Annotated in this window: 22 protein-coding genes and 1 tRNA gene; 9 read left to right on the top strand and 14 right to left on the bottom strand. The window is 57.6% G+C overall.

The features are described from left to right. Positions 1-2: 2 nt before the first annotated feature. Genes truA through def form a run of 3 tightly spaced genes read right to left on the bottom strand, consistent with a single transcriptional unit; the run spans position 3 to position 2247 of the window. On the bottom strand, positions 3-782 hold the full coding sequence (gene truA, locus AC3B6F_RS14020) for a tRNA pseudouridine(38-40) synthase TruA (RefSeq protein WP_489824828.1): 780 nt from the start codon (positions 780-782) through the stop codon (positions 3-5). Next, positions 775-1686, bottom strand: a complete 912-nt coding sequence (gene fmt, locus AC3B6F_RS14015; RefSeq protein ID WP_489824827.1) for a methionyl-tRNA formyltransferase — start codon at positions 1684-1686, stop codon at positions 775-777. Before fmt ends, truA begins: the two co-directional genes overlap by 8 nt. A 6-nt stretch (positions 1687-1692) precedes the next feature. Beyond that, a complete protein-coding gene (gene def / locus AC3B6F_RS14010; protein WP_039792136.1) occupies positions 1693-2247 on the bottom strand; it encodes a peptide deformylase in 555 nt (184 codons plus the stop codon). A 165-nt stretch (positions 2248-2412) separates the two neighbouring features. Here def and AC3B6F_RS14005 point away from each other — a divergent pair, with 165 nt between their 5' ends. The 3 genes from AC3B6F_RS14005 (at position 2413) to AC3B6F_RS13995 (ending at position 3622) form a co-directional block, all read left to right on the top strand. Beyond that, the gene (locus AC3B6F_RS14005; RefSeq protein WP_211567484.1) at positions 2413-2922 is read left to right on the top strand and encodes an Hsp20 family protein; all 510 of its coding nucleotides are present in this window, start codon (positions 2413-2415) and stop codon (positions 2920-2922) included. A gap of 76 nt (positions 2923-2998) precedes the next feature. After that, positions 2999-3250, top strand: coding sequence for a DUF1150 family protein (locus AC3B6F_RS14000; RefSeq protein WP_010501299.1), 252 nt, complete (start codon positions 2999-3001; stop codon positions 3248-3250). A gap of 9 nt (positions 3251-3259) precedes the next feature. Beyond that, positions 3260-3622, top strand: coding sequence for a RidA family protein (locus tag AC3B6F_RS13995; RefSeq protein WP_010501302.1), 363 nt, complete (start codon positions 3260-3262; stop codon positions 3620-3622). A gap of 99 nt (positions 3623-3721) precedes the next feature. On the opposite strand, the gene AC3B6F_RS13990 is transcribed toward AC3B6F_RS13995, so the two are convergent. Continuing rightward, entirely contained in the window at positions 3722-6115 is a 2394-nt protein-coding gene (locus AC3B6F_RS13990; protein WP_426065867.1) for a TonB-dependent receptor, read from the bottom strand. A 216-nt stretch (positions 6116-6331) separates the two neighbouring features. On the opposite strand from AC3B6F_RS13990, the gene AC3B6F_RS13985 reads away from it, so the two are divergent. Further along, entirely contained in the window at positions 6332-7498 is a 1167-nt protein-coding gene (locus AC3B6F_RS13985) for a phosphatidylinositol-specific phospholipase C1-like protein (RefSeq protein WP_489824826.1), read from the top strand. Positions 7499-7554: 56 nt separating this feature from the next. On the opposite strand, the gene fucP is transcribed toward AC3B6F_RS13985, so the two are convergent. Further along, the gene (gene fucP, locus AC3B6F_RS13980; protein ID WP_426065869.1) at positions 7555-8889 is read right to left on the bottom strand and encodes an L-fucose:H+ symporter permease; all 1335 of its coding nucleotides are present in this window, start codon (positions 8887-8889) and stop codon (positions 7555-7557) included. A 259-nt stretch (positions 8890-9148) separates the two neighbouring features. On the opposite strand from fucP, the gene AC3B6F_RS13975 reads away from it, so the two are divergent. Together AC3B6F_RS13975 and AC3B6F_RS13970 are read left to right on the top strand one after the other, a co-directional pair. Next, the gene (locus AC3B6F_RS13975) at positions 9149-10201 is read left to right on the top strand and encodes a hypothetical protein (protein ID WP_489824825.1); all 1053 of its coding nucleotides are present in this window, start codon (positions 9149-9151) and stop codon (positions 10199-10201) included. Between the two features lie 84 nt (positions 10202-10285). Then, entirely contained in the window at positions 10286-11905 is a 1620-nt protein-coding gene (locus AC3B6F_RS13970; RefSeq protein ID WP_010501311.1) for an ABC-F family ATP-binding cassette domain-containing protein, read from the top strand. Positions 11906-12018: 113 nt separating this feature from the next. Here AC3B6F_RS13970 and AC3B6F_RS13965 read toward each other — a convergent pair whose 3' ends face one another. The 8 genes from AC3B6F_RS13965 to AC3B6F_RS13930 all read right to left on the bottom strand — a co-directional run bounded on the left by AC3B6F_RS13965 (position 12019) and on the right by AC3B6F_RS13930 (position 18028). Further along, positions 12019-12369: a DUF3147 family protein gene (locus tag AC3B6F_RS13965; protein ID WP_211567480.1), complete on the bottom strand. Its 351-nt coding sequence runs from the start codon at positions 12367-12369 to the stop codon at positions 12019-12021. Between the two features lie 73 nt (positions 12370-12442). Continuing rightward, positions 12443-13765 carry an RNA polymerase factor sigma-54 gene (gene rpoN / locus AC3B6F_RS13960; RefSeq protein ID WP_489824824.1) on the bottom strand — a complete coding sequence of 441 codons (1323 nt, stop codon included), beginning with the start codon at positions 13763-13765 and terminating at the stop codon, positions 12443-12445. 9 nt (positions 13766-13774) lie between these two features. Further along, the gene (gene lptB / locus AC3B6F_RS13955) at positions 13775-14530 is read right to left on the bottom strand and encodes an LPS export ABC transporter ATP-binding protein (RefSeq protein ID WP_023945055.1); all 756 of its coding nucleotides are present in this window, start codon (positions 14528-14530) and stop codon (positions 13775-13777) included. Then, on the bottom strand, positions 14527-15468 hold the full coding sequence (locus tag AC3B6F_RS13950) for an LptA/OstA family protein (RefSeq protein ID WP_034881143.1): 942 nt from the start codon (positions 15466-15468) through the stop codon (positions 14527-14529). Before AC3B6F_RS13950 ends, lptB begins: the two co-directional genes overlap by 4 nt. Continuing rightward, positions 15465-16232, bottom strand: coding sequence for an LPS export ABC transporter periplasmic protein LptC (gene lptC / locus AC3B6F_RS13945; RefSeq protein ID WP_023945057.1), 768 nt, complete (start codon positions 16230-16232; stop codon positions 15465-15467). Before lptC ends, AC3B6F_RS13950 begins: the two co-directional genes overlap by 4 nt. Continuing rightward, the gene (locus AC3B6F_RS13940) at positions 16229-17215 is read right to left on the bottom strand and encodes a KpsF/GutQ family sugar-phosphate isomerase (protein ID WP_489824823.1); all 987 of its coding nucleotides are present in this window, start codon (positions 17213-17215) and stop codon (positions 16229-16231) included. Before AC3B6F_RS13940 ends, lptC begins: the two co-directional genes overlap by 4 nt. A 21-nt stretch (positions 17216-17236) precedes the next feature. Further along, positions 17237-17881 carry a ribonuclease D gene (locus AC3B6F_RS13935; protein ID WP_489824822.1) on the bottom strand — a complete coding sequence of 215 codons (645 nt, stop codon included), beginning with the start codon at positions 17879-17881 and terminating at the stop codon, positions 17237-17239. 60 nt (positions 17882-17941) lie between these two features. Beyond that, positions 17942-18028, bottom strand: a tRNA-Leu gene (locus tag AC3B6F_RS13930). Positions 18029-18137: 109 nt separating this feature from the next. Between AC3B6F_RS13930 and AC3B6F_RS13925 the strand changes: the two genes are divergently transcribed. From AC3B6F_RS13925 to gltB, 3 genes are all read left to right on the top strand, one after another. Further along, positions 18138-19094 (top strand): complex I NDUFA9 subunit family protein, encoded by a 957-nt coding sequence (locus tag AC3B6F_RS13925; protein ID WP_489824821.1) that lies wholly within the window; start codon positions 18138-18140, stop codon positions 19092-19094. A 179-nt stretch (positions 19095-19273) separates the two neighbouring features. Further along, positions 19274-20707, top strand: a complete 1434-nt coding sequence (locus AC3B6F_RS13920; protein ID WP_489824820.1) for an NAD(P)-dependent oxidoreductase — start codon at positions 19274-19276, stop codon at positions 20705-20707. Continuing rightward, the gene (gene gltB, locus AC3B6F_RS13915) at positions 20704-25224 is read left to right on the top strand and encodes a glutamate synthase large subunit (protein WP_489824819.1); all 4521 of its coding nucleotides are present in this window, start codon (positions 20704-20706) and stop codon (positions 25222-25224) included. Before AC3B6F_RS13920 ends, gltB begins: the two co-directional genes overlap by 4 nt. Positions 25225-25296: 72 nt before the next feature. On the opposite strand, the gene AC3B6F_RS13910 is transcribed toward gltB, so the two are convergent. Then, positions 25297-25866, bottom strand: coding sequence for an NADPH-dependent FMN reductase (locus AC3B6F_RS13910; RefSeq protein ID WP_489824818.1), 570 nt, complete (start codon positions 25864-25866; stop codon positions 25297-25299). Between the last annotated feature and the right edge of the window lies 1 nt (position 25867).

The following is a 25867-nucleotide window of genomic DNA, read 5'->3' as shown; positions in this document are numbered from 1 at the left end:
CCTTACGCGAACGGGTCTTCAGGGTAACCGACGCCTGTGAGGCATAAGCCGTCTGGCGGGGATGTCGGTCCTGCGGCGCAGCGGTTTTTCGCTTCGAGAATGTCCCGCATTTTTTCTGCTGGCCACTGACGCGATCCCACCATGACAAGCGATCCCACCATATTCCGGACCTGGTGGTGCAGGAAGGATCGGGCTTGTGTATCGACAAGGACGAGGTCTCCCTCACGGTGGATTTTTAAGACATCCAGAGTACGGACCGCGCTTTTGGCCTGACAGGCTATGGCCCGGAAGGATGTGAAATCGTGCGTTCCGAGCAGGAAGTTCGCACCGTCCTGCATGAGATCCACGTCCAGAGACCGTTTGACGTGCCAGACATGGTTTTCCTGCAAGGCGGGGCGTGCCTGACGGTTGAGGATGGTAAACCGGTAGCTTCGCCACGTCGCGGAGAAGCGGGCGCTCCAGTCCAGAGTGACGGGCGCGGCCTGAAGCACGACAACGGGGTGGGGCTTGAGGTAATACCCCATGCCATCGCGGATCTGACGGCCATTGATCGGCGCATCCGCCGGGAAATCGAGATGGATCACCATGCCGGAGGCGTGGACGCCTGCATCCGTGCGCCCCGCTGTAATGCTGGAGACGGCACGGCCGCCGACCAGTTTCGAGGCAGCAGCCTCAATCAGGGTCTGAATAGAGAGGCCGTCTTTCTGACGCTGCCAGCCGACGTAATTTGTGCCGTCATATTCAATCTTCAGTGCCCAGCGCGCGATGTCGTCCTCAGCCAAGGCGGGTCCCCTTCGGGACGGCTTGTCCTCGTACGAAATCGCTGGCGTTCATCATGCTGCGTCCGGGTTTCTGAATACGCTCGATGCGGAGCGCACCGGTGCCACAGGCAATAATCAGGGCGTCGTCAATGGCCGTACCCGCGTCGGAGCCGGACTGTTCAGGCAGCGGTGTTGCGGCGCCAATCTTGAGCACCACATCATCCAATGTCGTGAATGCGCCGGGCCATGGGGTCAGGCCACGGATTTGACGGTCGATGTCCTCGCAACTGCGGGACCAGTCGATCCGCCCGTCCTCGCGTTTGAGCATGTGCGCGTAGGTCACGCCCTCTTCAGGCTGGGGGACGGCAACAGGCTGTTCCTGCAAGGCGCGAACGATCAGTCGGCCACCGATTTCCGACAGACGGTCATGGAGCGTGCTGGCTGTGTCGGATGCGCTGATGGGTGTGGCTTCTTCAAGCAGCACGGCACCGGTGTCGAGGCCCTCATCCATTTGCATGATCGAGACGCCGCTCTGGCTGTCTCCCGCAACGATGGAAGACTGGATTGGTGAGGCACCACGCCAGCGGGGAAGAAGGCTGGCATGGATGTTCAGGCAGCCGAGACGGGGCGCATCGAGCATGGCCTTGGGCAGGATCAGTCCGTAAGCCGCGACGACCGCAGCATCGGCATTGAGCGCGGCAAAAGCTTCGTGCTCTGCCACGTCCTTGCGGACGCGTGCAGGCGTACGAACTTCAATTCCGGCAGCTTCCGCCGCTTCATGGACAGGCGAGCGGCGCACGGCCTTGCCGCGCCCTGCCGGGCGGGGAGGCTGTGTATAGACCGCAACGATCTCGTGTCCTGCGGCCATGAGGGCATGCAGGGCCGGGACCGCGAAATCCGGCGTACCCATGAAGATCAGACGCATCGGTGATTAACGCCTTCCCAGCTTCTGCTCTTTGGCGAGGCGGCGCATGATCATGTTGCGCTTGAGCGTGGACAGATGATCCACGAACAGGACGCCATCCAGATGATCCATTTCATGCTGGATGCAAGTTGCCAGAAGACCATCCGCATCCCGCTCGATGATCTCGCCGGCAAGGTCCCGGTAACGAACACGGATCGATTCGGGGCGGATCACTTCGGCATACTGGTTCGGCAGGGAGAGGCAGCCTTCTTCCCGGACGGCCATCTGCTCGGAATCCGTGACGATTTCCGGATTGATCAGAACCATCGGCTCGCGGGGCGCATCTTCCTCGGCGACATCCACGAGGGCAAAGCGCATGCCAAGGCCGACCTGCGGCGCGGCGAGGCCGATGCCGGGGGCCTTGTACATGGCGGAAAACATGCCTGGAAGCTGCTCACGCAGGAACGCCATGTCTTCCGCGCGCACTTCGCGGGCGACCTGACGCAGCACGGGGGCCGGGGCAATCAGGATCGGGGTCGGGGGCACCGCATCGATGCCGGACAGGAAATCGAATTCGCTCATGCTCTGCGATGTAGCGAGGGTGAGGCTTTTGTGCCAGTCCTGAGGGGCATTTCCCAAGGCAGAACTTGCATCTTTGGGGTGCTCCACCATATCCTGTGCTGATGTCAGGTGCCTCATGGAGGGTCTGATGCCCATTGTCTCGCTCATGGAGGAGGCTCAAGCCCTATGTCCGGTCGTCTGTTTACGTCACCCATGTTTCTTGGTTTCGATCATCTTGAGCAGATGCTTGAGCGCGCGTCCAAATCTACGTCCGACGGTTATCCGCCCTACAACATCGAACAGCTGAGCCAGACAGCCCTGCGGATCACGCTGGCTGTGGCGGGGTTCGTGATGGACGATCTTCAGATCACGCAGGAAGACAACCAGCTTGTGATCCGTGGTCGCCAGACAGATGACAGTCAGGGCCGCGTGTTCCTCCATCGTGGGATTGCTGCACGGCAGTTCCACAAGGCGTTCGTTTTGGCGGAAGGCATCGAAATTGGTGGGGCTTGGCTTGATAACGGCCTGCTGCATATCGATCTTCTGCGTCCCGAGCCGGAAGTTCGGGTAAAGCGGATTGCCATCACGCAGGGCCGCCGGACGGCAGGCACGCCTCAGACCGTGCAGCACGAAGTCGTTCCACCCGTGGTCAAGCCACGCCGGACACGACCGGTGCGCGATCTTGACGACGAATAAGCCGTTTTTTGACAGTGTGTATGTTTCAACCTGACTGGCGCCAGAGAAGCCCACAGGTTTCAGTAAGGATCAGGAATTGAACAATCCGTTCGAAAACAGTGATGGGCACGAAGAGGCGCTCCCGGCAGATCTGAGGCGGATCACGGGACCACAGCTTCGTACGCTGGGCATGTCCCAGCTCGCCTATGTGAGATCCGTCATGCATGACGGTGAGCTGATGGTGGCAATCCATGCTGCCGATGGCACACCCATGGCCGTGGCAGATGACGAGGAGAGCGCCATGGACGCGATCCTCGAACATGAAATGATTCCTACTCTTCTTCAGTAAGGTTTAGGCGTGAGCACCAATCCCGACATTACCCGTCATCTTGAAGAAAACCGTCTGGCCGGTGTCGTGACCCATAACGGTCTGGCTTATCTGGCCGGGCAGGTCGCGGATGACGCCACGCTGGATACGGAAGGCCAGACAGCTGACATTCTGCGCCAGATCGATGCACTTCTGGCGGATCTGGGTACGGACAAGACGCGTATCCTGTCTGTTCAGATCTTCCTGACCGATATCAACGAGATCGGGAATATGAACAAGGCCTGGGATGTGTGGCTGGATAAGGGGCACAAGCCTGCCCGTGCTACCGTCGAAGCCAAGCTGGCTGATCCGGAATGGCGGGTGGAAATTACGGCGATTGCTGCCCTGCGCTGAACAGAAAGCAGCGCCTCTCAATAAAAATGCGGTACGGCCGACGAGGGCTGTACCGCTTTTTTTTGTTTCTCCGGGACCATTCAGATCCCAACCTAAGCGTTATTCAAACGTCCCAGAGACGGAGACAACTGCAGCGAAGCCTGTGCCGACGCTATAGGTTGGCTGGGACGCGGAGAGTGTTTTGCCATAGACGCCGCGTGTTGTTGTGGCGTTGCCAGAGAAGCCGTTGACCTGTGCCAGATAGTGACTGTCCCCGACATTCATGAGGCTCAGCATGGCTTTCGGGCGGACCCGACCAATTTTCGGAAGGTAGCGACCCAGTGAAATATCGGACGTGATGTAGGATGGAATGGATTGGTCGTTCATCAGCGTTGCGTACTGGGAGTCCGTATAGCGCAGGTTGACGTTCGCGAAATTAGTACCGTCGTCGTAGGTTAGGCCCAGAGCGCCGGTGAATTTTGGGGATGCGACTTCCTGCTTGCCCTTCGTGCGGAGATAGTCGCCCTGATAGGCGATGTTGTTGCCGACACGCGTATGCATGAACTGCCCGGACGCATAGGCGCTGATATGGTGCCAGGGACGCGTTGAAATTTCAGCCTGCACGCCTTGTGCACTTTCGCCACCCGCGTCGATCGGCTGGCTGATCATGATGGTGGAGTTGGGGAGATACGAGACGCTGGTGATCTGGTGATGCGTCAGGTTGTAATTGAACAGCGCCACGTTCAGCATGATATCGCCCGAATGGCGGTACCCGATTTCCTCGCCGATCATGTATTCCGGCTGAAAATTAGCCAGCGGAAGTGAAACAGCATTCGCGCTTGTGAAGCTGTAAACCGGAACCTGTGCTTGGAAGGAAGACGGTGCGCGGTAGCCGGTCGTGCCGTTCACGTAAATCTGGTTTTTCGGATCAAACTGGTAGCTGATCAGGACCTGAGGGATGGGAACAAACATGTTCTCCACGGACTTGAAATTGGCTCCTGGCAGATCCTGACTGAAGCTGCGGGAGATCATGTTGGCACGCAGGCCTGCGTCGATGGTCAGGCGGTCATGGAAGAGTTTGACCTGGTCTTCCAGGCCGATGGCGTTCAGTTGCTGGAAGCCATTGATGTTGTACTGACTGACAGACACGTTGTTGAAGGCCGTCAGGTAGCCGTTATTTTCCGTGTACTGACCGGATGCGTTGACCGGATAATGGTTCTGATATTCGGTATGAACCGCATAGGAATACCAGTAGGAGAGCTTCAGCGTGTTGAAGCCGCGATGCCATGCCCCCACCAGATTGATGCCGCTGGACGTCTGGACCCATGGGTGAATACTGATGGCCGTAACATTCCCTGTCTGGCCTTCATACCCGTTCAGGGATGAATACTGCTGGGTGCCAACATAGCCGTTGGATGCCGGAATATTGACGCCGTAATTATTGGGACCAAATGTCTCGATGGCATAGGGTTCTGCATCAAGCGTCAGGCCATGTCCGAAATCGAAATGGTTTTTCAGCGCCCCTACCACGGCATTCGTTGCCTTGGTGTTGAGCTTGTAATAGAGCGTGTCGCCCTTCGTATATGTTGCGTGCGTGTTGTAGCCAGTGCCGTATGTTTTCCACTGTGCCAGCGTCGGGTAGAGCCATTCGGTCTGGTTGGCTTTGTTATATCCAAAAATCAGTTCGGAACTGCTTTTGGGAGCCCAGCGCTTTTCGATGGCGGCGTCCACATGCCAGCGATCCATTTGGCCCGGACCGCGCCAGAGGTTGGCGCTGGAATAAGAGCCGGATGCAAAAGCCCGAACGCCACTATGCCCGATTTCACCCGTATCGAAGCGGACGAACTCTTTGTTTGTGCTGTGTGTGCCGCCAGAGGCTTCGGCATAGGCTGTCATTTTGTCTGCGGGGTGGCGAAGGGACAGTGTCATCTGAGCGCCATCGGCGTTATAAACTGGCGCTGTGAGATCTGATGATCCTTGGCTAACCGAGACAGATCCCAGGTTCTCGTTATCGACCATGGCGGACGTATAAGCGCCATAGGTGAATGGATCGGCGAGAGGAATGCCTTCATACACCATGCCGATCTGCGTCTGATCCAGACCGCGGATATGAATGGTCTCTGCCGTTGTGCTCAACGGTCCTTCGTTAGTGGCCTGCACGCCGGGGAGGCTGGATGCCAGAACGCCGGGCGTAACGGTCGGGGCCTGTTTGGAAATATACTCCTGAGTGACGGCGCTGATGGTTTTGGCTTCCGTATGATGCACCATCATTCCACCGCCCAATACCCGGCGGCTGGCATGGATGCTCATGCTCTCTGCTGAATGGCCTTCCAGATCATGGGGATGGGGAGCTTTCGGTGCGGCTTTTGGAGCGGGGGCAACAGGCGTCTGTTTGATCTGATTTTTTCCGGTGTGATGGACGCGGGCTTGAGCCGGACCGGTGCTGCAGACCAATGCTGGAACGAGTGCTGAGGCACAAAGCAGATAAAAAGAACGTCTTTTGCAGGAAGGCATCGTTATTCCATCACACGGCACGTTTGGCCTGGGGCCGCCTCCCGGAAGAAGGCACGGGTGGAACTACGGACGCTTCCGGATCATTTCAAAGGATGTTTTTATGACTGTGGAATGAAAAAAATAAGTCATCATCATAAAACGTTCAAAATATTACGGTTGTCATATGTCCTGGAGTGCCCTGTCATCGCGCCGCTTCTGACAAATGGATGACGTCACATGAACCGCTTCGCGTACGGACTGTTTTTTTCTTTTCTTGGCCTTTCATCTACTGCTTTTGCCGAGGGGATTCCGAATGATTTACACCTGAATCAGGTTCAGATTATTGGAACCCACAACAGTTATCGGACGGATATTTCGCCTGCTACGTTGAAATGGCTCCAGGCTGTGTCCCCGAAAGCCGCAGAAGCGCTGGATTACAAGCACACAACATTAGATCGACAGCTTGATGGGGGTGTTCGTCAACTCGAAATCGATATTTATGCCGATACTCAGGGCGGCCAGTACAGTCATCCGAAGGGACCAGAGTGGGAACGTAAAAGCGGCATTACTCCCGATACTGATCCGGCGTCTGCTGCCGCCATGCAAGGTACCGATTTCAAGGTCATGCATATTGTGGACATTGATCAGCACTCGAACTGCGAGCCCTTCAGCAAATGTCTTCAGATCATTCGGAAGTGGTCAGACGATCATCCTGAGCATTTCCCGGTCTTTATTGATATTGAAACAAAACAGGACATTCCGTTTAAAAGTGACAAGCTGACTTTTACGGTTCCTGAGACATTTACGCCTGCAACCTATGATCGTCTGGACAGGGAAATCACGGATATTATCGGTCGTGATCATCTTCTGATTCCTGATGATGTTCGGGGAACGGCTTCTTCGGTCAATGAGGCGATCCGAACGAAAGGCTGGCCGACACTGGCGTCTGCGCGCGGCAAGATCATCTTCGTGCTGGATCGTCCTCAGGATACGGCCCGTTATGTGTTGAACCACTCGGGTCTGAAAGGGCGCGTCTTGTTCACGAATGGCCGACCGGGTGATCCGGATGCGGCTTATACGGAGGTCAATGAAGGGTTTGCTGGCCAGAAAGGCGCGTCTTTTGATAACGCTGAGGCTGCCCGGAAAATCCCGGAACTGGTGCGACAGGGTTATCTCGTACGGACACGAGCAGATGCCAACACGATTGAGGCACGCCAGAATGATCTGAGCCGCCGTGAGGTCTCTTTCAAGAGCGGTGCCCAGATCATCAGCACCGATTATCCGGCTATCGAGCCTGCGCAGTGGCATGATTACAAGGTGCAGTTTGCCAATCAGGCGGTTGCTCGGTGCAATCCGGTCAATGCGCCCAAGGACTGTCATGACGGCGCATTGATTAAGGACTGAATTTTTCAGGCTCTTAGGTTATGAAGGGCGAGCAGATGCTCGCTCTTTTTTGTAGATCAGAGTGTGGCGTCGAACACGACGTGTTCTGCCGTTTCGTCGCCGCTTTTCATGCAGTACGCCGCGAACATTGCAATCACGACGAAGCATCCCATCGGCACAATATAGGCAAGCTGCATGTTACCGCCGGTCGCGTCCGAGATGTAGCCTTGCAGAAGCGGGAGAATGCCGCCGCCACTGATGCTCATGACCAGAATTGAGCCGCCATATGCGCGGTCATGGCCGAGTTCATCGACGGTCAGGCCATAGATGGTTGGCCAGCACGGGCCTAGCAGTCCACTGACGAGGATGGCGGCGTACACAGCCGTGAAGTCATGCACCATGACGGCATAGCCCAGCGCAACGATGCAGAGCAGGCTGTACACAAACAGAACCCGCGCCGGCCTGGCGTGCCGCATGAAGAAGTTGGCGACCAGCTTGCCAATAAAGAACGCACAGAATGAGGCGATCAGGTACACGGAGGCCTGTCGTTCATTGATATGCCCCAGACGCATGGAGAGGCGGATGATGAAGCTCCACACTCCAACCTGAGCGCCGACATACAGAAACTGTGTCAGGATACCGAGGACGAAGCGCTTGTTAGCGAACAGCCGTTTGAGGGCACCGGTCGTATCCAGTTCGTGGCTACGTTGCTGGTCGCGTCCTTTGCAGGCTGGATAACGTGTCACGCCGATGGCGATCATGACGACCAGCAGTACCCCGAGGATATAGATGTACGGCTCAAGAGTGGCGTGGATCATGCCAAGCTGATGCTGCCAGGCCTGAGCGGCTGGCATGGCGGAAAGCTGCTCACGAGACAGATCGCCATCCTTGAAAATCAGATAGGCGCCCATGCTGGACCCGAGAATAGCGCCAATCGGTTGAAATGCGCTGGCAAAGTTCAGGCGGTGTGTGCCGCGTCCCGGAGGGCCGAGCAGGGTGCAATAGGTATCGGCGGCAGTCTCAATGAAAACCAGTCCCGCTGCGACGACAAAAAGAGCGATGAAAAAGATCTGGTATGTCGCGAAGTGAGCAGCGGGGAAGAACAGGCAGCAGCCGATCAGGTATAGGAACAACCCCAACTGGATGGACCATTTGTAGCTGAAACGCTTGATGATCATGCCTGCTGGAATGCCGAGCACGAAATAGCTAATGTAGAATGAGAACTGCACGAGGGCGGACTGGAAATCCGACAGCATGAAGGCTTTACGGAACTGCCCGATCAGCACGTCATTGAGGCTCATTGCACAGCCCCAAAGAGAGAACAGACAACAGAGCAGCCCAAAGGCCAGCAATGGTGTGCGGTTCAGGTAAAAGCCGTCCGGAAGCTGGACGATAGGATCAGGCTTGGCCACGGATTGCCTCATGGAAGTAAATTGAGCGCTAAAGATAAAAGAGGATTGATGTTTTCTGAGGTGGGTCAGAGGAGCTTCATTGTCCCGCATATCACATAAATAACATCATATATCGATATTTATATCATTTTCAATGTTCTTTAAGGGGTAAAATATCACATTGATTGGAGGAGGCAGACTTGTGGCCTTTTCCTGGTCTTTACACTTTCATTCTATCGCGGCACTCTTTGTTTCAAAAAGTAACGTGAAAGAGTGGCTGATGACACGTCGGGAAAAAGTTCTGAGTCTGCTGCTGATGGCTTCTCTCGGCGCTTTGGGCGGTGTGCTGATAACGCCAACCCTTCAGAGGTCAGGGCTTTTCGGAAGATCTCAAGCGGCCAACACGCCTTCCATTCTTGACAACGGGTTGAATGTACCCGGTCGGCCTGAGGTAGAGACGGGTTCTGATGTAAAGCAGGATGAGCAGGCTCTGCGGAAAGATCTGGAAGTTTTCCCTTATCCTGTTCCTCCGAAGCCTCCCAAACGGATGTCCGTGGAGTTGAGGAGTGATGAGTTTTACGCCTCGGAAGTTCCTTATTATGCCATTGGTTACAATGATATTTCTCTGAATGGTCTTGAGGCCGCGGCGGCTGAACAGAACCACAGGCGGCGTGTTTTTCGGCATGATCTGAACTTTGGAGCGTACTCCATCCCGTTACCGCCGGGGGACTGGACGACGCTTTCAACGGTTCTGGAGAGGCCTGCTGCGGACGGAACGGTGAGGCGCGGGGCTTTTCTCGCGCGTATGGATGGCCATGAGCCGACCGGCTATGTGCTGGTACGGTCAGGGGAAAGTTTGACGCCTCTTCAGCCCAATTCGAACTGTGCCTATGTGCGGCGTTATGCACGGGGTGTCTTGCAAAAGCCGCAGGATGGGCAGGAGGAGTGCTGGTTCATCAACAGGGTCGCTTTTGCCTATTCGGAATGGGATCTGGACAAAGCTCCGCTGCCTTTGCTGATTGGGAAAAGAGCCATCAGTCAGAACAAGGATCATTTTCCGTCCACAATTGTTGGCGCGACTTATTTCCGGGCGATGGGTAAAGCCTGGGAGGAAGTGACATATTTTTTTGATACAGATGCGAACGATGTCCAGATGCTTGGGGTGTCGGATGTCTGGGCCCCGTGGAACATTGGGAGCAACCGTTCGCTCCAGCATTTTGTCATTCGGGATGCCGACTGGCTGAAAAAGGTTATTCCCGTCATTCGGGACAATTCCGCACATGATCTGACGTCTCAGGCCTATGACGCCATGAACGAAGGTGTACCTGAGTAAGATTTTCTGGGGTTCCGCCCATGCGGGGATAAGGGTAAGTCCCGACAGCCATTTATTCCCAGCTCCCAGTGCCTCCGAGGACCCATGATTCGTCTCGATAACATCAGCAAGCATAACGGCCAGCGCGTCATCTTCATTGAGGCTTCGGCCGCTCTGCTGAAAGGCGAAAAGGTGGGGTTGGTGGGGCCGAACGGTGCGGGCAAGTCCACGCTGTTTCGTCTTATCACGAAGCAGGAAGAGCCTGATGAGGGCAATGTCCTGACGGATCGTGGTGTGACCATCGGGTTTTTCAGTCAGGATGTGGGTGAGATGTCCGGCCATAGTGCCGTGGCTGAAGTCATGAATGGTGCGGGGGCCGTTTCGGAAGTTGCGTCAGAGCTGGCCGAACTGGAAGCGGCCATGGCGGACCCGGAGCGCATGGATGAGCTGGACAGCATCATCGAGCGCTTCGGTGAAGTGCAGAGCCGGTTTGAGGATCTTGGCGGATACGCGCTGGACGGGAAGGCCCGTGAGGTTCTGCATGGTCTTGGCTTCAGCCAGGAAATGATGGATGGCGATGTTGGGCGCCTGTCTGGTGGTTGGAAAATGCGTGTGGCTCTGGCCCGCATTCTTCTGATGAAGCCTGATGTGATGCTGCTTGATGAGCCGAGCAACCATCTTGATCTGGAAAGTCTGATCTGGCTGGAGCAGTTCCTGTCCGGTTATGACGGCGCTCTGCTCATGACGTCTCATGACCGTGCCTTCATGAACCGCATCATCAACAAGGTGATCGAGATTGATGGCGGAAACCTCACAACCTATTCCGGCGACTATGAGTTCTATGAAGAACAGCGCGCCCTGAACGAGAAGCACCAGCAGGCGCAGTTCGAACGTCAGCAGGCCATGCTAGCGAAGGAAATCAACTTCATCGAACGCTTCAAGGCCCGTGCGTCTCATGCCGCACAGGTTCAGAGCCGTGTGAAGAAGCTGGACAAGATCGACCGTGTCGAGCCGCCGAAGCGTCGTCAGGCCATGAGCTTTGAATTCGCGCCTGCACCACGGTCTGGAGATGTGGTGGTCAACATTCAGGGTGTGGACAAGCGCTACGGAAGCCGCACGATCTATGATGGACTGGATCTGATGATCCGCCGTCGGGAACGCTGCTGCATCATGGGGGTGAACGGTGCGGGCAAGTCCACGTTGTTGAAGCTGGTGACGGGGACGACTGAGCCGGATGCTGGAACGGTCACGATCGGAAGCAACGTCAAGGTTGGTTACTTCGCCCAGCATGCCATGGATCTTCTGGATGGTGACAAGACCATCTTCGAGACGCTGGAATATGCCTTCCCACAGGCTAATCAGGGAGCGTTGCGCTCGCTGGCGGGTGGCTTTGGTTTTTCGGGCGATGAAGTGGAAAAGAGCTGTCGGGTTCTATCTGGTGGCGAAAAGGCGCGTCTGGTGATGGCGCTGATGCTGTTCGATCCGCCGAATTTCCTCGTGCTCGACGAACCGACCAACCATCTGGACATGGCCACCAAGGAAATGCTGATTACGGCTCTTGCGGATTATGATGGCACGATGCTGTTCGTTTCCCATGATCGACACTTCTTGGCAGCCCTGTCCAATCGTGTGTTGGAACTGACGCCTGAGGGTATTCACCAGTATGGCGGTGGATATTCGGAGTATGTCGCGCGGACTGGGCAGGAAGCTCCGGGGCTTCACTAAGGGCGGTACTTAAAAGTGGCAGACCGGGAAAAGTACTTTCTGATCGAAGCGTTCTGTCACAGCGCCTTGTTAAAATGCTGGACAGATGGGCTCATTCCACCTGTCTGACAGCGTCAGAGATGCAGTCCGAAGCGTGGTCCGATCCACGTCATTGCGCCATACAAGGCAATCGTCAGGCAGCAGCCGAGGGCGAGGGAGATCCAGAAATCACACCCATGGCGTAGCAGGACCGGGATCAGCAGGAACATCGGTAGTGAGGGGATGACGTACCAGAATGTCGCCTCGGCATGGGCGGCCATGTTTGCGGGGTCTGGTTTGTCGTTCCACAGCCAGATCATGCCTAGCACCGAAACGAGCGGCAGAGAGGCGATAAGTGCGCCAAAGCCTGGATAACGTCGGGCTAGCGTGGACGCGATCACGATCAGTATTCCAGAAATCAGGGCTTTTATGGCGAGATGCAGCATGGAACAGACCCTAACGGCATGGGCTGATCGTGCAATCAGCAAATAAGCTGGAGCATGATAGAGCGAGAAGTCGTCAGGACGTTTTCTTCAGGCGCCGTCTCTGGCTTGATTTCGCGATGCCCAGACCTTCCCGGTATTTCGCAACGGTCCGGCGCTGAATGGCAAAGCCCTCTTTTTGAAGCAGGGCTGTCAGGGCATCGTCTGATAAAATGTCGTCTCCTTCTGCGGCAACGAGCGCGCGCAGACGGTGCTGAATGGCGCTGGCGCTTTGAACAGAGCCGTCACTGGCCTGAAGGGCTGTTGAGAAGAACATACGAAGTGGCACGATGCCGCGTGGCGTATCCATGTATTTGCCGTTTACAACACGGCTGATCGTGCTTTCGTGCACGTCTGTTGTTGTCGCGAGCTCACGCATGGTGAGGGGGCGGAGGGCAGAGATTCCGTCTTCAAAGAAAGCGGCCTGCTGGCGGATGATTTCTGCTCCGACTTTCAGAATGGTCTGGCGACGCATCTCCAGCGCCCGGATGACGGCGCTTGCTTCACTGGCATAGGTCTGGAGTTGCCGTCCTGCCTCTGAGTTGCTGTCGATGTGCCGTTGAATATCTGTGTCCACATGGCAACGAGGCAGGGCGCGCTGGTTGAATGTCAGGCGAAAACCGTCTCCGTTCCTGCGGACGGTTAGGTCGGGCTGGATCGGGGTAACGGGATGACGCGGGTCGAAACCTGGACGGGGATTGAGGGTCTGAATTTCTGCCAGCATATCGAGCAGATCATCCTGCTCAAGCTGGCATTTCTGACGCAAAAGCCGCCAGTCACGCCTCGCCAGAAGGTCCAGATTGACCAGCAGGATTTTCATGGCGGGGTCGAGCCGACCACGCTGTTCAAGCTGTACGGCCAGACATTCTTCCAGAGAGCGGCAGAACAGGCCGGCAGGGGCCAGTCGCATCAGAATGTGTCGAATGGATTCCAGATCGGTTGTTTCCATGCTGAGAGCACAGGCGATGTCGGAAACGGGTTCAGGAAGGCGTCCTGCGTCGTCGAGGCTGGCCAGAAGATAGAGTGCGGCGGCACGATCCTGGTGTTCAGGAAAGGTCAGGTGGATCTGGCTGCTTAGATCGTCATGGAGGGAAGGGCCGGGGGTTGCTGCTTCAGGTTGTTCCGCCCCTGACGTGAAACGATCCGGATCGTCGTCATGGTAATCGGGCGTTTCACCGGGTTCCGGCAGCGCGACCGTGTCGGTTGGCTCAAGAACGAGCAGGGGGTTGAGTTCTGCAATTTGCTGGAGGGATTGCGTCAGTTCCTGATGGCCGAGTTGCAGCATGGCAATCGCCTGACGCAACTGTGGCGTCATGACGAGCGACTGCGACTGGCGCTGTATCAGACCGGGACTGAGCATCCCGTCAGATTAGAGCGAGAAGTTCTCTCCAAGATAGACCCGGCGCACATCTTCGTTGGCGACGATGGCTTCCGGTGTGCCTTCCATCAGAACCTGACCGCCATGCATGATGTAGGCGCGGTCAATGACTTCAAGCGTTTCGCGGACGTTATGGTCCGTAATCAGCACGCCGATGCCACGATCCTTGAGGTGGGACACAAGATCGCGAATTTCACCCACGGCGATTGGGTCAATACCGGCCAGAGGCTCATCGAGCAGGATGTAGTTGGGCTGACTGGCCAGAGCGCGGGCAATTTCCAGACGACGACGCTCGCCACCAGACAGGGCCAGCGACGGAGAGCGACGCAGATGGGTGATGCCGAACTCGGCCAGAAGGCCGTTCAGCATGGTTTCGCGCTTCTCGGGATCGGTCTCGATCACTTCCAGCGCGGCCATGATGTTCTGTTCGACGTTCAGCCCGCGGAAAATGCTGGCTTCCTGCGGCAGGTAGCCGACGCCAAGTCGGGCGCGGCGATACATCGGAAGCTGCGTGATGTCTGCACCATCCAGCGTGATGGACCCCGTGTCAGGCTGCACCAGTCCCACGATCATGTAGAAGCTGGTGGTTTTGCCTGCGCCGTTCGGCCCGAGCAGACCCACGGCTTCGCCACGCTGAACCTGAAGCGAGACATTCTTGACGACGGCGCGCTTCTTATAGGTCTTGCCAATACCGCTGGCGACAAGGCCCGTTTGAAGCACGGAAGCTGTGGAAGATGTCTCGGTCACTTTGGGGCCTGGCTGCTGTTGGCTTCGTTGGGAACGACAAGTCCCTGAATAGGAGAGTCCGATCCTGGCAGCATCGTGGCAATCCCGGTTTTCATGTTCACGATGGCCTGCGAGCCGTTGTTCTGGTTCTGGCCCTGTGTCACGTGAACATGGCCGATCAGGCGGGCAATCTGCGTCGCGAAAACATAGACGCCACGGTCGCCGGTCGCGGTCTGTGTCTGTGTGCGCAGGACGACATGGCCCCAGCCATAGGCGCGATCCAGCTTGGACGATCCGCCACCAAGGGGATTACTGCCTGTATTGGCGGGCTGTGGCTGGCCAGCGGGGGCTGGCGAATCCGGGGCACTGAAGGAGACCAGAACGTCTGCCTTGACCTGCTTGCCATCATTGGTCGTGACGGTTGCATCCCCGCGGCCGACGGACATGCGGGTCTTGGAATGATATTCCATGACGTCCCGTGCAGTCAGAACATCCTGTGGCGTCGTAAGCTTCAGGTGTTTGCCCGTCATGACCATGACGGCCTGATCCATGTCGTACAGGGCATGATCGCCCCAGCCCTGATCCGTCTGGTTATAGATATGGACGTTCCCGCGTGCCTCGATGCGGTACAGTTCAAGCGAGCCGCCCATCGGGTCTGCTTCGCCGCTCTGGCCATTTGCTGGCGGCGGCGGTGTTGGCTGGCCGTCGGGCGCTGTCTTTTTGCGGAGATATCCGATGAGGGTGTCGGCATCGACCGTCACATCACCACGGACAGCGCGGGCGCCTCCTGTCAGGGTGACGGTCTGGGCGTTGCGATCGTAGATTTCTTCGTTTTTCCAGAACAGTTTGACGGCCTCGCCATGCGACATGTCCAGCCCGTCCGCATAGGCGGCGGGAGTGGCTGCGGTCGCGAGAAGAAGTCCTGCAATGGAAAGCAGTTGGCTGATGCGGCTCATCATTTCTCTGTCTTGGCTCCTTCCTGGCGGAGGCGGGCCGCCGGGGAAGGGGGACCGTTATCATCATTGCGGACCGTCAGACCCGGTCCTGTAAACTGCATGATACCCGCATGCTGGTCCAGGAAATAGCCCTGAGCATCCTGCGTGCCAAATGGTCCTTCGGCATGGACCCAGTCCCGCGATGCAATCACGTCCTGTTTCAGGTCCATATCCGCGGATGGACCGTTCATGAGTGTGCCGTCATCGCGATACAGGACGACGTGATCATCAAGGTTCAGGGTCTGCTCGTGCTGCATGTAAACGCCGCGATCGGCCTTGATATGAGCCCAGGAATTGCCTGAAAGTTCGATATCCGCCACGGGATCGACCAGATCCACGCGGTCCGGCCCCTGCTGGTGGGTTGTGCGGGCCGTGATCATGTAGAGATGGTTATGCGCGTCCAGACCACGATAGACGGCATTTTCCATGTTGCCGCTTTCGACCCGCAGACGGGCCATTTCTTTCAGGGCCGCACGGTTCTGATTCACGAGATGGGAAATCTCAGGCCATGCCGCGATCGAACTGAGCAGAACCAGTGCCAGGCCGGGAAGGGCCCATTTGGCAAACCCCAGCAGGGACCGTCTGCGGGCGAGCTGCTCAGCATTGGGGGCGGTACGCACCCGGTCAAAAGCCGCGCGGCGAAGGGCATCGAGTTTGGCAAGGCTCTCGCTGCGGTTCTCGGCGAAATCATCACGCCGGGGACGTTTGTCGTCCTGGGGCGTGCTCATGACAGGCCCGCCCGTAAAAGGTCATGCAGGTGAATGATGCCCTGCGGTTGCCCATCATCACCAACGACAAAAAGACTTGTGACGGGTTTGGAGCGTGCATTCATAAGAAGCAGGACGTCCTGTGCCAGAGTCGCGGGGGTGGTCGTGATCGGTGACCGGTTCATCACTTCTTCAGCCGTTGTCGCATCGAGATCACGGTGTAGAGCACGGCGAAGATCCGCATCCGTGATGAGGCCGCAGAGGACACCTGCGTCGTCTGTAACACCCATGCACCCGAAAGCCTTGCGTGTCATCTCCAGAATAACCGACCGAAGTGAGAGGCTGGTCTTCCCGAGAGGCAAAGAGGCGCCGGTGTGCATCAGTTCCCGCACTGGCCGTAGCCTGGCGCCCAGGCGACCACCGGGATGGAAGGTCTGAAAATCATTGGCGGTAAAGCCGCGTTTTTCAAGGAGCGCAATGGCCAGAGCGTCGCCCAGAGCAAGCTGGAGAAGTGTGCTGGTCGTTGGGGCCAACCCCATGGGGCAGGCTTCTCTGGCTTTTGGAAGCACGAGCGCAATTTCTGACGCACGGGCGAGCGCAGATGTTTCAACGGAGGTTATCGCAATCACGCCCAGCTTTTTATGGGCAGCGTATGCCAGAATTGCGGCAAGCTCGGCAGTTTCTCCAGAATTGGACAGGGCCAGAATCAGGTCGCCCGGCGCCACCATGCCCAGATCACCATGAGAGGCTTCGGCAGGATGCACAAAAAGGGAGGGGGTGCCGGTGGAGGCCAGAGTGGCTTGGATCTTGCGCCCTATATGCCCGGATTTGCCAATACCCGTGACAATCAGACGACCAGCGCAGTTCAGAATACGGTCCACAGCCTGTGTGAAGGCAGATCCGAGCGAGGACTGAAAGGCCGCTTCCAGCGCCTCAAGGCCCTGACGTTCCGCTGCAAGAGTGTGCAGGGCTGAGGGAAGCGGCGAGACAGCGTGGCAGGTCATGATTTCGGAGCCGGATTGTGATTAGGCGCGGTGCGCGAAAATATCGGGATCTTCGTATCCCAGAAGGTCCAGACGGGCGCGGGCTGATAGAAAATCAAAGCAGGACTGTGCCAGTTCACGGCGATTTTCACGGATCAGCATGGCTTCCAGTTTCTCCCACAAAGCGTGCAGATGGAGCACGTCAGATGCAGCATAGCGCATCTGGTCGTCCGTGAGGACGTCTGCGCCCCAGTCAGAACTCTGCTGGTGCTTGCTCATCTCGACACCCAGCAGATCGCGGCACAGATAGGCGAGGCCATGGCGGTCCGTGAAGGTATAGACCAGACGCGCGGCAATCTTGGTGCAGATGACGGAAGAAATGGTGATATCCAGAGCGTGCTGGAGAACGGCCACATCAAAGCGTGCGAAGTGCATCAGCTTGATGAGGGAGTCATCTGACAGAAGAGCCTTGAGATTAGGGCAGTCATAGCCGCGCCCACCCATGGAAACGGGTTTGATCTGCACAAGGTGCGCTTCACCGTCACCGGCGGAAAGCTGCACGAGGCAGAGACGATCTCTGTGGGGATTGAGACCCATAGTCTCGGTATCGATGGCGACAACAGGGCCAATATCAAAATCGTCCGGCAGGTCGCCGTCATGAAGATGGATGGCGTTCTGCTGGCTCATGTTATTGTCACCAATTTTTTTAGAAGCTCAGAGGGGAGACTTATAAAGCCTGACCGTCTGTGGTGCCCAGAAGAAGACTCGAACTTCCACGTCCTTTCGGACACAGGTACCTGAAACCTGCGCGTCTACCAATTCCGCCATCTGGGCTCAGAAAGCACCGGGTTTTTCAGTTTCCTGAGGCATCCCGGGTTGGTGAAGAGGCGTTTAGCCCGACTGTAGGGACGCGTCAACTGTCTGTATGAAAGAAAAGAAGAAAATGGAGAAACTTTTTTCCGGGACGTCGCCACACAAGGTGGCGGTCCTTGGCGGCGGTGGCTTTATTGGCCGCAGTTTTGTCAGGAAACTGGTGGCGACAGGACATGTCGTTCGTGTTGGTAGTCAAAATCCTGAGGCGATTCAGGGGCTTGGAGCGGCAAGAGGAACGGGGCGTGTCGAGTTCCTTAAAGTCTCTGTCAATGATGCGGAGCAACTGGACCGGCTGTTTGATGGAGCGGATGCGGCGGTTAATCTGGTCTCGGTCATGACGCCGGATGTGCAGGTTCTTCACAGGATCAATGTGGAGGGCGCTCATCTGGCGGCAGTCCGGGCGCAGCGTGCAGGGGTGAAGAGTTATGTTCACATGTCTGCAATCGGGGCTTCGCTCACATCGCCGGGGGCTTACGGCCGGAGTAAAGGGGCGGCTGAGCAGGTTGTCAGGCGTGTGTTTCCGGATGCTGGATTGTTGCGTCCTTCGGTTGTGTTTGGCCCTGAGGACAGTTTCTTCAATCTGTTTGCTCTGATCGCCGCAGTCTCGCCTGTTCTGCCGGTTTTTGCTCAGCACACACGTTATCAGCCGGTTTTTGTCGAAGACGTTGCGGAAGCTTTGCTGCGCCTGCTGCAGCCTGAATATGCGGGACGTATCGTCGAGGCTGGCGGCCCAGACATTCTCAGTATGCGGGAGATGATGGCCTTTGTTCTGGAGGCGTCTGGTCGTCACAGGTTTCTGTTACCGATCCCGACGGCGCTTGCCCGTCTTGAAGCCTCTGTGCTGGAGAAGCTGCCGGGCCATCTGCTGACGCGGGATCAGGTGGCAATGATGTCTGTTGATAATGTGGTGCATTCGGGGCCGGACAATTTGCAGACGCTGGATATCCATCCGGTGTCCATGTGGATGGTGGTGCCGGAGTATCTGAAGACGGGAGTTTTCAAGCTCTATCGACAGCTCAAATCCTGATTGGTCCATATCGGACCTAAATAATGTGGGATTTCTGCAATGAAAGCGGCGATCCAAACATGGTTTTTTGTTATAGGTAAGTATCACTGACTGTTATCACGTAAAGTGACGGAATAGCTGGTACTCCACCGATTTCGTGTGTTCCACGGAACATATGGTTTGTTTAGGAGACACGGCGCATGGCCGAACGGATGTTGCAGTTCGTCAATCACCCACAGATCCTTCCGGAGAAGCGCGATGCTGCTGAGCGTCGTGCGGATTTTGGAGAGATTTATCGTGGGTTTGCGACGAGCCGTGCTGAAGAGCAGGCCTCCCGCTGCTCTCAATGCGGTATTCCGTTCTGCTCCGTGCATTGCCCGCTGGGCAATAACATCCCGGACTGGCTGAAGCTGACGGCGGAAGACCGTCTGCAGGAAGCTTATGAGATGTCTTCGGCAACCAACACCTTTCCGGAAATCTGTGGCCGCATCTGTCCGCAGGATCGTCTGTGCGAAGGCAATTGCGTCATCCAGAAGGGGTTCGAGAGCGTCACGATTGGTGCTGTCGAACGCTTTATTACGGAAAATGCCTTCGAGCAGGGGTGGGTGCAGCCGCGTCTGCCAGATCGTGAACTGGGCCTTAGTGTCGGCATCGTGGGATCTGGGCCGGCTGGTCTGGCCTGCGCAGAGCGTCTGCGGGCACGCGGGTATGAGGTTCATGTTTATGAGCGTCAGGACCGGGTGGGCGGCCTGCTGACTTACGGTATTCCCAGCTTCAAGCTGGAAAAGCATGTCGTGGCCCGTCGTCACAAGCTGCTGGAAGAGCAGGGTATCATCTTCCACCTTTCCACGCCGATCAGTGCGGGCGAGGGGGAGACGTCACTGGATGATCTGCGGACGCGTCATAATGCGGTGTTCCTTGGAACGGGCGTCTATCGCTCACGCTCCGTGGATGTTCCGGGTGCTGACCTGAACGGCGTTGTGGATGCGATTGACTTCCTGACCGCGTCAAACCGTCGTGGATATGATGAAGATCCCGGCGAAGATGTTGGCCTTCATGCCAAGGGCCGTCGTGTTGTGGTCATTGGCGGTGGTGATACGGCCATGGACTGTGTTCGCACGTCCATCCGTCAGGGCGCGGAGAAGGTGACCTGCGTCTATCGTCGTGACCGGGCGAACATGCCGGGCTCCCGTCAGGAAGTTTACAACGCCGAGGAAGAAGGCGCGAACTTCGAGTGGCTTGCTGCACCGGAAGAATTTCTGGGCGAGAGCACCGTTGAGGGTGTGAAGGTTCTGAAAATGCGTCTTGGCGCACCGGATGCTACGGGCCGCCGCTCTATCGAAGGCACGGGCCAGCATGCCATTATTGAAGGCGACCTTGTGATCCGCGCGCTGGGCTTCGATCCGGAAGACCTGCCTGGCCAGTGGCAGCAGCCGGAGCTTGCCGTGACGCGCTGGGGCACGCTGACGGTTCCGCCGGGTGGTTTCCAGACGAGCCTGCCGGGCGTGTTCGCTGGCGGCGATATTGTACGCGGTGCCAGCCTCGTTGTCTGGGCCATCAAGGACGGCCGTGATGCGGCTGACGCAATACATCTTTCTCTGACCAAGACCCTGGCGCTGGAGGCCGTGGAATGACACAGAACACCGATTTCATCCGCGAATACGCTGAGAACGTCGAGCGCCTGAAAGGTCTTTATGACCCGACGCAGGAGCGCGATTCCTGCGGCGTGGGCCTTGTCGCGGCGCTGGATGGCAAGCCGTCCAGAGCGGTCGTGAAGGCTGGTATCGAAGCGCTGGGGAACATCTGGCACCGTGGGGCTGTCGATGCCGATGGCAAGACGGGCGATGGTGCGGGTATCCATGTCGAAATCCCGCAGGATTTCTTTGCCGAAGCCATTCATAACAGCTCCAGCGATGATACGATCGACGGTCGTATTGCCGTTGGTATGGTGTTCCTGCCGAAGACGGATCTGGCGTCGCAGGAAGCTGGTCGTCAGATCATCGAAACCGAGGTTCTGAACTTCGGCTACGGGATCTATGGCTGGCGTCAGGTGCCGATCGATACGGCCTGCATTGGCGAAAAGGCCAATCAGACGCGCCCTGAGATCGAACAGATCATGATCCGCAATACGCTGGGTCGTTCGGAGGATGAGTTCGAGCGTGATCTGTATGTGCTGCGTCGCCGCATTGAGAAGCAGGCGACCCGCCAGCAGGTGGATCTGTATATCTGTTCGCTGTCCTGCCGTTCCGTCATCTACAAGGGTATGTTCCTAGCCGAGAACCTGACGGACTTCTATCCGGATCTGCTGGACGCGCGTTTCGTTTCGCGTTTTGCGATCTACCATCAGCGTTATTCGACCAACACGTTCCCGACCTGGAAGCTGGCCCAGCCGTTCCGCAAGGTGGCGCATAACGGTGAGATCAACACGATCTCCGGCAACACCAACTGGATGCGGTCGCATGAAACGCGCCTGTCACATGCGGCGCTCGATCCTTACATGGAGGATCTGAAGCCGGTCGTGCAGGCTGCCGGCTCGGATACGGCGGCGCTGGATAATGTCTTCGAGCTCATGACCTTCGGTGGCCGCAGCGCGCCGATGGCCAAGATGATGCTCATTCCGGCCTCCAGCGGTGCGAACTCCGCGATTTCTCCAGCCGCGCGTGCCATGTTCCGTTACTGCAATGCGGTCATCGAACCGTGGGACGGCCCGGCTGCGGTCTGTGCAACGGATGGTCGCTGGGTCATCGCCGGGCTGGACCGTGCGGGTCTGCGTCCGCTGCGGTATTCCATCACGAATGACAACCTGCTGATCGTGGGGTCGGAAGCGGGCATGGTCCGTGTGCCGGAAGCGCGGATTCAGCGTCGCGGGCGCCTTGGTCCGGGGCAGACACTAGCGCTCGACCTCAAGGAAGGTCGTCTCTATCAGCCGGATGAACTGCTTGAAATGCTGGCCTCCCGTCAGGATTTCCAGTCCTGGGTCAAGCGCATCCGTAATATCGAGCCGATCGTGCGGGATGTGGTCGAGCCGGACGGTATGGCCGCAGACGTGCTGCGTCGCCAGCAGATGGCCGTCAGCCTGACGCATGAAGAGCTGGAAACCATCCTTCATCCGATGGTTGAGACGGCCGCCGAAGCCCTTGGCTCCATGGGTGACGACACGCCGCTTCAAGTTCTGTCCAAGATCTATCGTGGGCTGTCGCACTATTTCCGTCAGGGCTTCAGCCAGGTTACGAACCCGCCGATCGACTCTCTGCGTGAAACGCGGGTGATGAGCCTGATCACGCGTCTGGGCAATCTGGGGAATATCCTCGATGAGCGCCCGGAACAGTGCGATCTGCTTCAGCTTCCCAGCCCGGTTCTGACGGTTGGTGAGTTTGATGAACTGCGGAAAGTCTGCGGTGAGAATGCGGCCCTGATCGACTGTACTTTCCCGGTTGAGGATGGCGAAGAAGGTCTGCGTGCGGCGATCGCCTCCATCCGGGTTCAGGCGGAAGATCATGTTCGTGGCGGTTGCACCCATCTGTTCCTGACGGATGAGAACACCGGTCCGGATCGCGTGGCTGTGCCGATGATCCTTGCGACGGCTGCCGTGCATGTTCATCTGGTGCGTCATTCCCTGCGGACATTCACGTCCCTGAACGTTCGGACGTCCAGCGCTATCGACGTTCACGCCATTGCCGTGACGATCGGTGTTGGTGCGACGACCGTGAACCCGGCACTGGCCCAGCACAGCATCGCGGACCGTCTGCGTCGTGGCCTGTTCGGCCAGATGACAATGCGTGAGGCGATGGAGCGTTACCGCAAGGCGGTGGACAAGGGTCTGCTCAAGATCATGTCCAAGTTCGGGATTTCCATCATCTCGGCGTATCGCGGTGGCTACAACTTTGAAGCCATTGGTCTGTCCCGTGCGCTGGTGGCCGAGTTCTTCCCGGGGATGCCATCGCGTATTTCCGGCATTGGTCTGCCGGGTATCGCCCGCAACATTCTGAAGGCTCATGCGGCTGCGTGGGATCAGAAGGTTGAAGCGCTTCCGGTCGGGGGGCGCTACAAGCTGCGCCGTCAGGGCGAGACGCATGCGTTCTCTGGCCAGCTTGTGCACATGCTGCAAAGCGCTGTTTCGGCCAACAGCTATACGCTGTATCGCCGTTACGCGGATGCCGTGCGTCAGATGCCGCCGGTTGCGCTGCGTGACCTGCTGGACTTCAAGGCCCCTCATGCACCGATCCCGGTGGACGAGGTTGAGAGCATCACGCAGATCCGTCGTCGCCTTGTCGCGCCAGGCATCTCGCTGGGTGCTCTGAGCCCGGAAGCGCATGAGACGCTGGCGATTGCCATGAACCGGATTGGTGCGAAGTCTGACTCCGGTGAGGGTGGCGAGGACGCCGAGCGTTCCAGGCCGCGCCCGAACGGGGACAACGCGTCCTCCGCGATCAAGCAGGTGGCGTCTGGCCGTTTCGGTGTGACCGCGCAGTATCTGAATGACTGCCGCGAGATCGAAATCAAGATGGCCCAGGGCGCGAAGCCGGGTGAGGGTGGACAGCTTCCGGGCTTCAAGGTCACGGAACTGATTGGCCGTCTGCGTCATGCGACGCCGGGTGTGACGCTGATTTCTCCGCCGCCGCATCATGACATTTATTCGATCGAGGATCTGGCCCAGCTCATTTATGATCTGAAGCAGGTCAACCCGACGGCAACCGTCACCGTGAAGCTGGTGGCCCGGACGGGTATCGGCACGATTGCGGCGGGTGTGGCGAAGGCGAAGGCAGATGCCATCCTGATCTCCGGTCATTCCGGTGGTACGGGTGCCAGCCCGCAGTCTTCGATCCATTACGCGGGTCTGCCGTGGGAAATGGGTCTGTCCGAAGCGCATCAGGTTCTGATGCTCAACCGTCTGCGTCATCGTCTGGTGCTGCGGACGGATGGCGGTATCAAGACGGGCCGTGATGTTGTCATGGCGGCGATGCTGGGTGCGGAAGAGTTCGGCATTGGTACGGCCGCGCTGGTGGCCATGGGCTGCATCATGGTGCGTCAGTGCCATTCCAACACCTGCCCGGTCGGCGTCTGCGTTCAGGACGAAAAGCTGCGTGCGAAGTTCGAGGGCTCCCCGGAGAAGGTCATCAACCTCTTCACGCTGATTGCCGAAGATATTCGTCATATCCTTGCCGATCTGGGCGTTCGCTCCCTCGAGGAGGTCATCGGACGGACGGACATGCTGCGTCAGGTCTCTCGCGGCGCGGACTATCTGGACGATCTGGATCTGAACTCCCTGCTGGTGCAGGCCGATCCGGGTGAGCATGCGCGTTACTGCACCCGTGAGGGCCGCAACGAGGTTCCGGAAACGCTGGACGCACAGATCGTGGCCGATGCGATCCCGCTGTTCGAGCGTCGTGAGAAGCTGCATCTGCATTACAACGTGCAGAACACGCATCGCGCGATCGGGACGCGTATTTCCGGCATGATCACCCGTCAGTTCGGGATGCACGAACTGCCTGAAGGCCAGCTTACGCTGTCGCTTCGCGGGTCGGCGGGTCAGTCCCTTGGTGCCTTCGCGGTGCAGGGTCTGAAGATGATCGTGGAAGGCGATTCCAACGATTACGTCGGCAAGGGCCTATCCGGTGCGACGATCGTTGTGCGTCAGTCTCCGGCGTCCACGTGGCGTTCGGAAGAGAACGCGATCATTGGCAACACGGTTCTGTACGGTGCAACGAGCGGCAAGCTCTTTGCAGCCGGTCAGGCTGGTGAGCGGTTTGCGGTTCGTAACTCCGGTGCAACGGCTGTTGTTGAAGGCTGTGGCTCGAACGGTTGCGAGTACATGACCGGCGGTAAGGTCGTGATCCTCGGCGAGACGGGCGACAACTTTGGTGCAGGCTTCACGGGCGGCATGGCCTATGTGCTTGATCCAAAGGACCGTTTTGAATCCCGCATCAATCCGGACACGGTGATGTGGAACCGTGTGCAGCCAGGTAGCCGCTGGGATGTGGAACTGCGCACGCTGGTCGAACAGCATGTGGAAGAAACGGGCAGCACTTACGCTGCTGACCTGCTGCATTGCTGGGAGCACACGCTGGAGCAGTTCTGGCACATCGTTCCCCGCGAATATGCCAAGGTCATTGGCTATGTGCAGGAAGATCTGACCAAGCTGTCAGCCTGACTGATTTGATCGATTAAGTCTAAAAAGCCCTGCATCAGATTTCTGGTGCGGGGCTTTTTTGTCTTTCGCGGCTTAATTCTGAATTTTTCTGGCCAGCGCGGCGAGCGCAACGAGCTGACCGGCAATGAACTTGCAGGTGGGTTCGTCTATGAATTTCAGCGTTTCCGGGTCTACTTTCCCTGCGACCATGCCAATCATCACCTCAGGGCGGTTCAGAACAAAGGCGTCCAGAAACACCATATTCTGTCGAAGGTTGTATTGCGCTCTGGCCCCTCCGATCATGCCGGGGGACGCCGTCTGGATGGCGACAGGTTTGCCGCTGAAAGGCTGTGGCGAGACGCGGGAGAGCCAGTCGATGGCGTTCTTCAAGACGCCGGGAATGGAATAATTGTATTCCGGGGTCACGATGATGACGCCGTCTGCGGCCTGGATCTGTTCTGCCATGGCCAGAACGGGGGGTGGAAAGCCTGCGTCCTGAACATCTGCGTTGTAGTGAGGAAAGTCCCCGATTGATCCGAGCGGTGTAATGGAAACCTCTTTCGGTGCAAGTTCAGGCAAAGCCCGCGCAACCGACGCGTTGAAAGAGGCCTTGCGGAGACTTCCGAGCAGGGTGACAAAATGCAGGGGCGTGTCGTTAGGCATG

The sequence above is a fragment of the Gluconobacter sp. ESL1110 genome (genome assembly GCF_058107395.1).
Note: the sequence above shows the minus strand (reverse complement) of the source record. Positions and strands in the feature narration are given on the sequence as shown.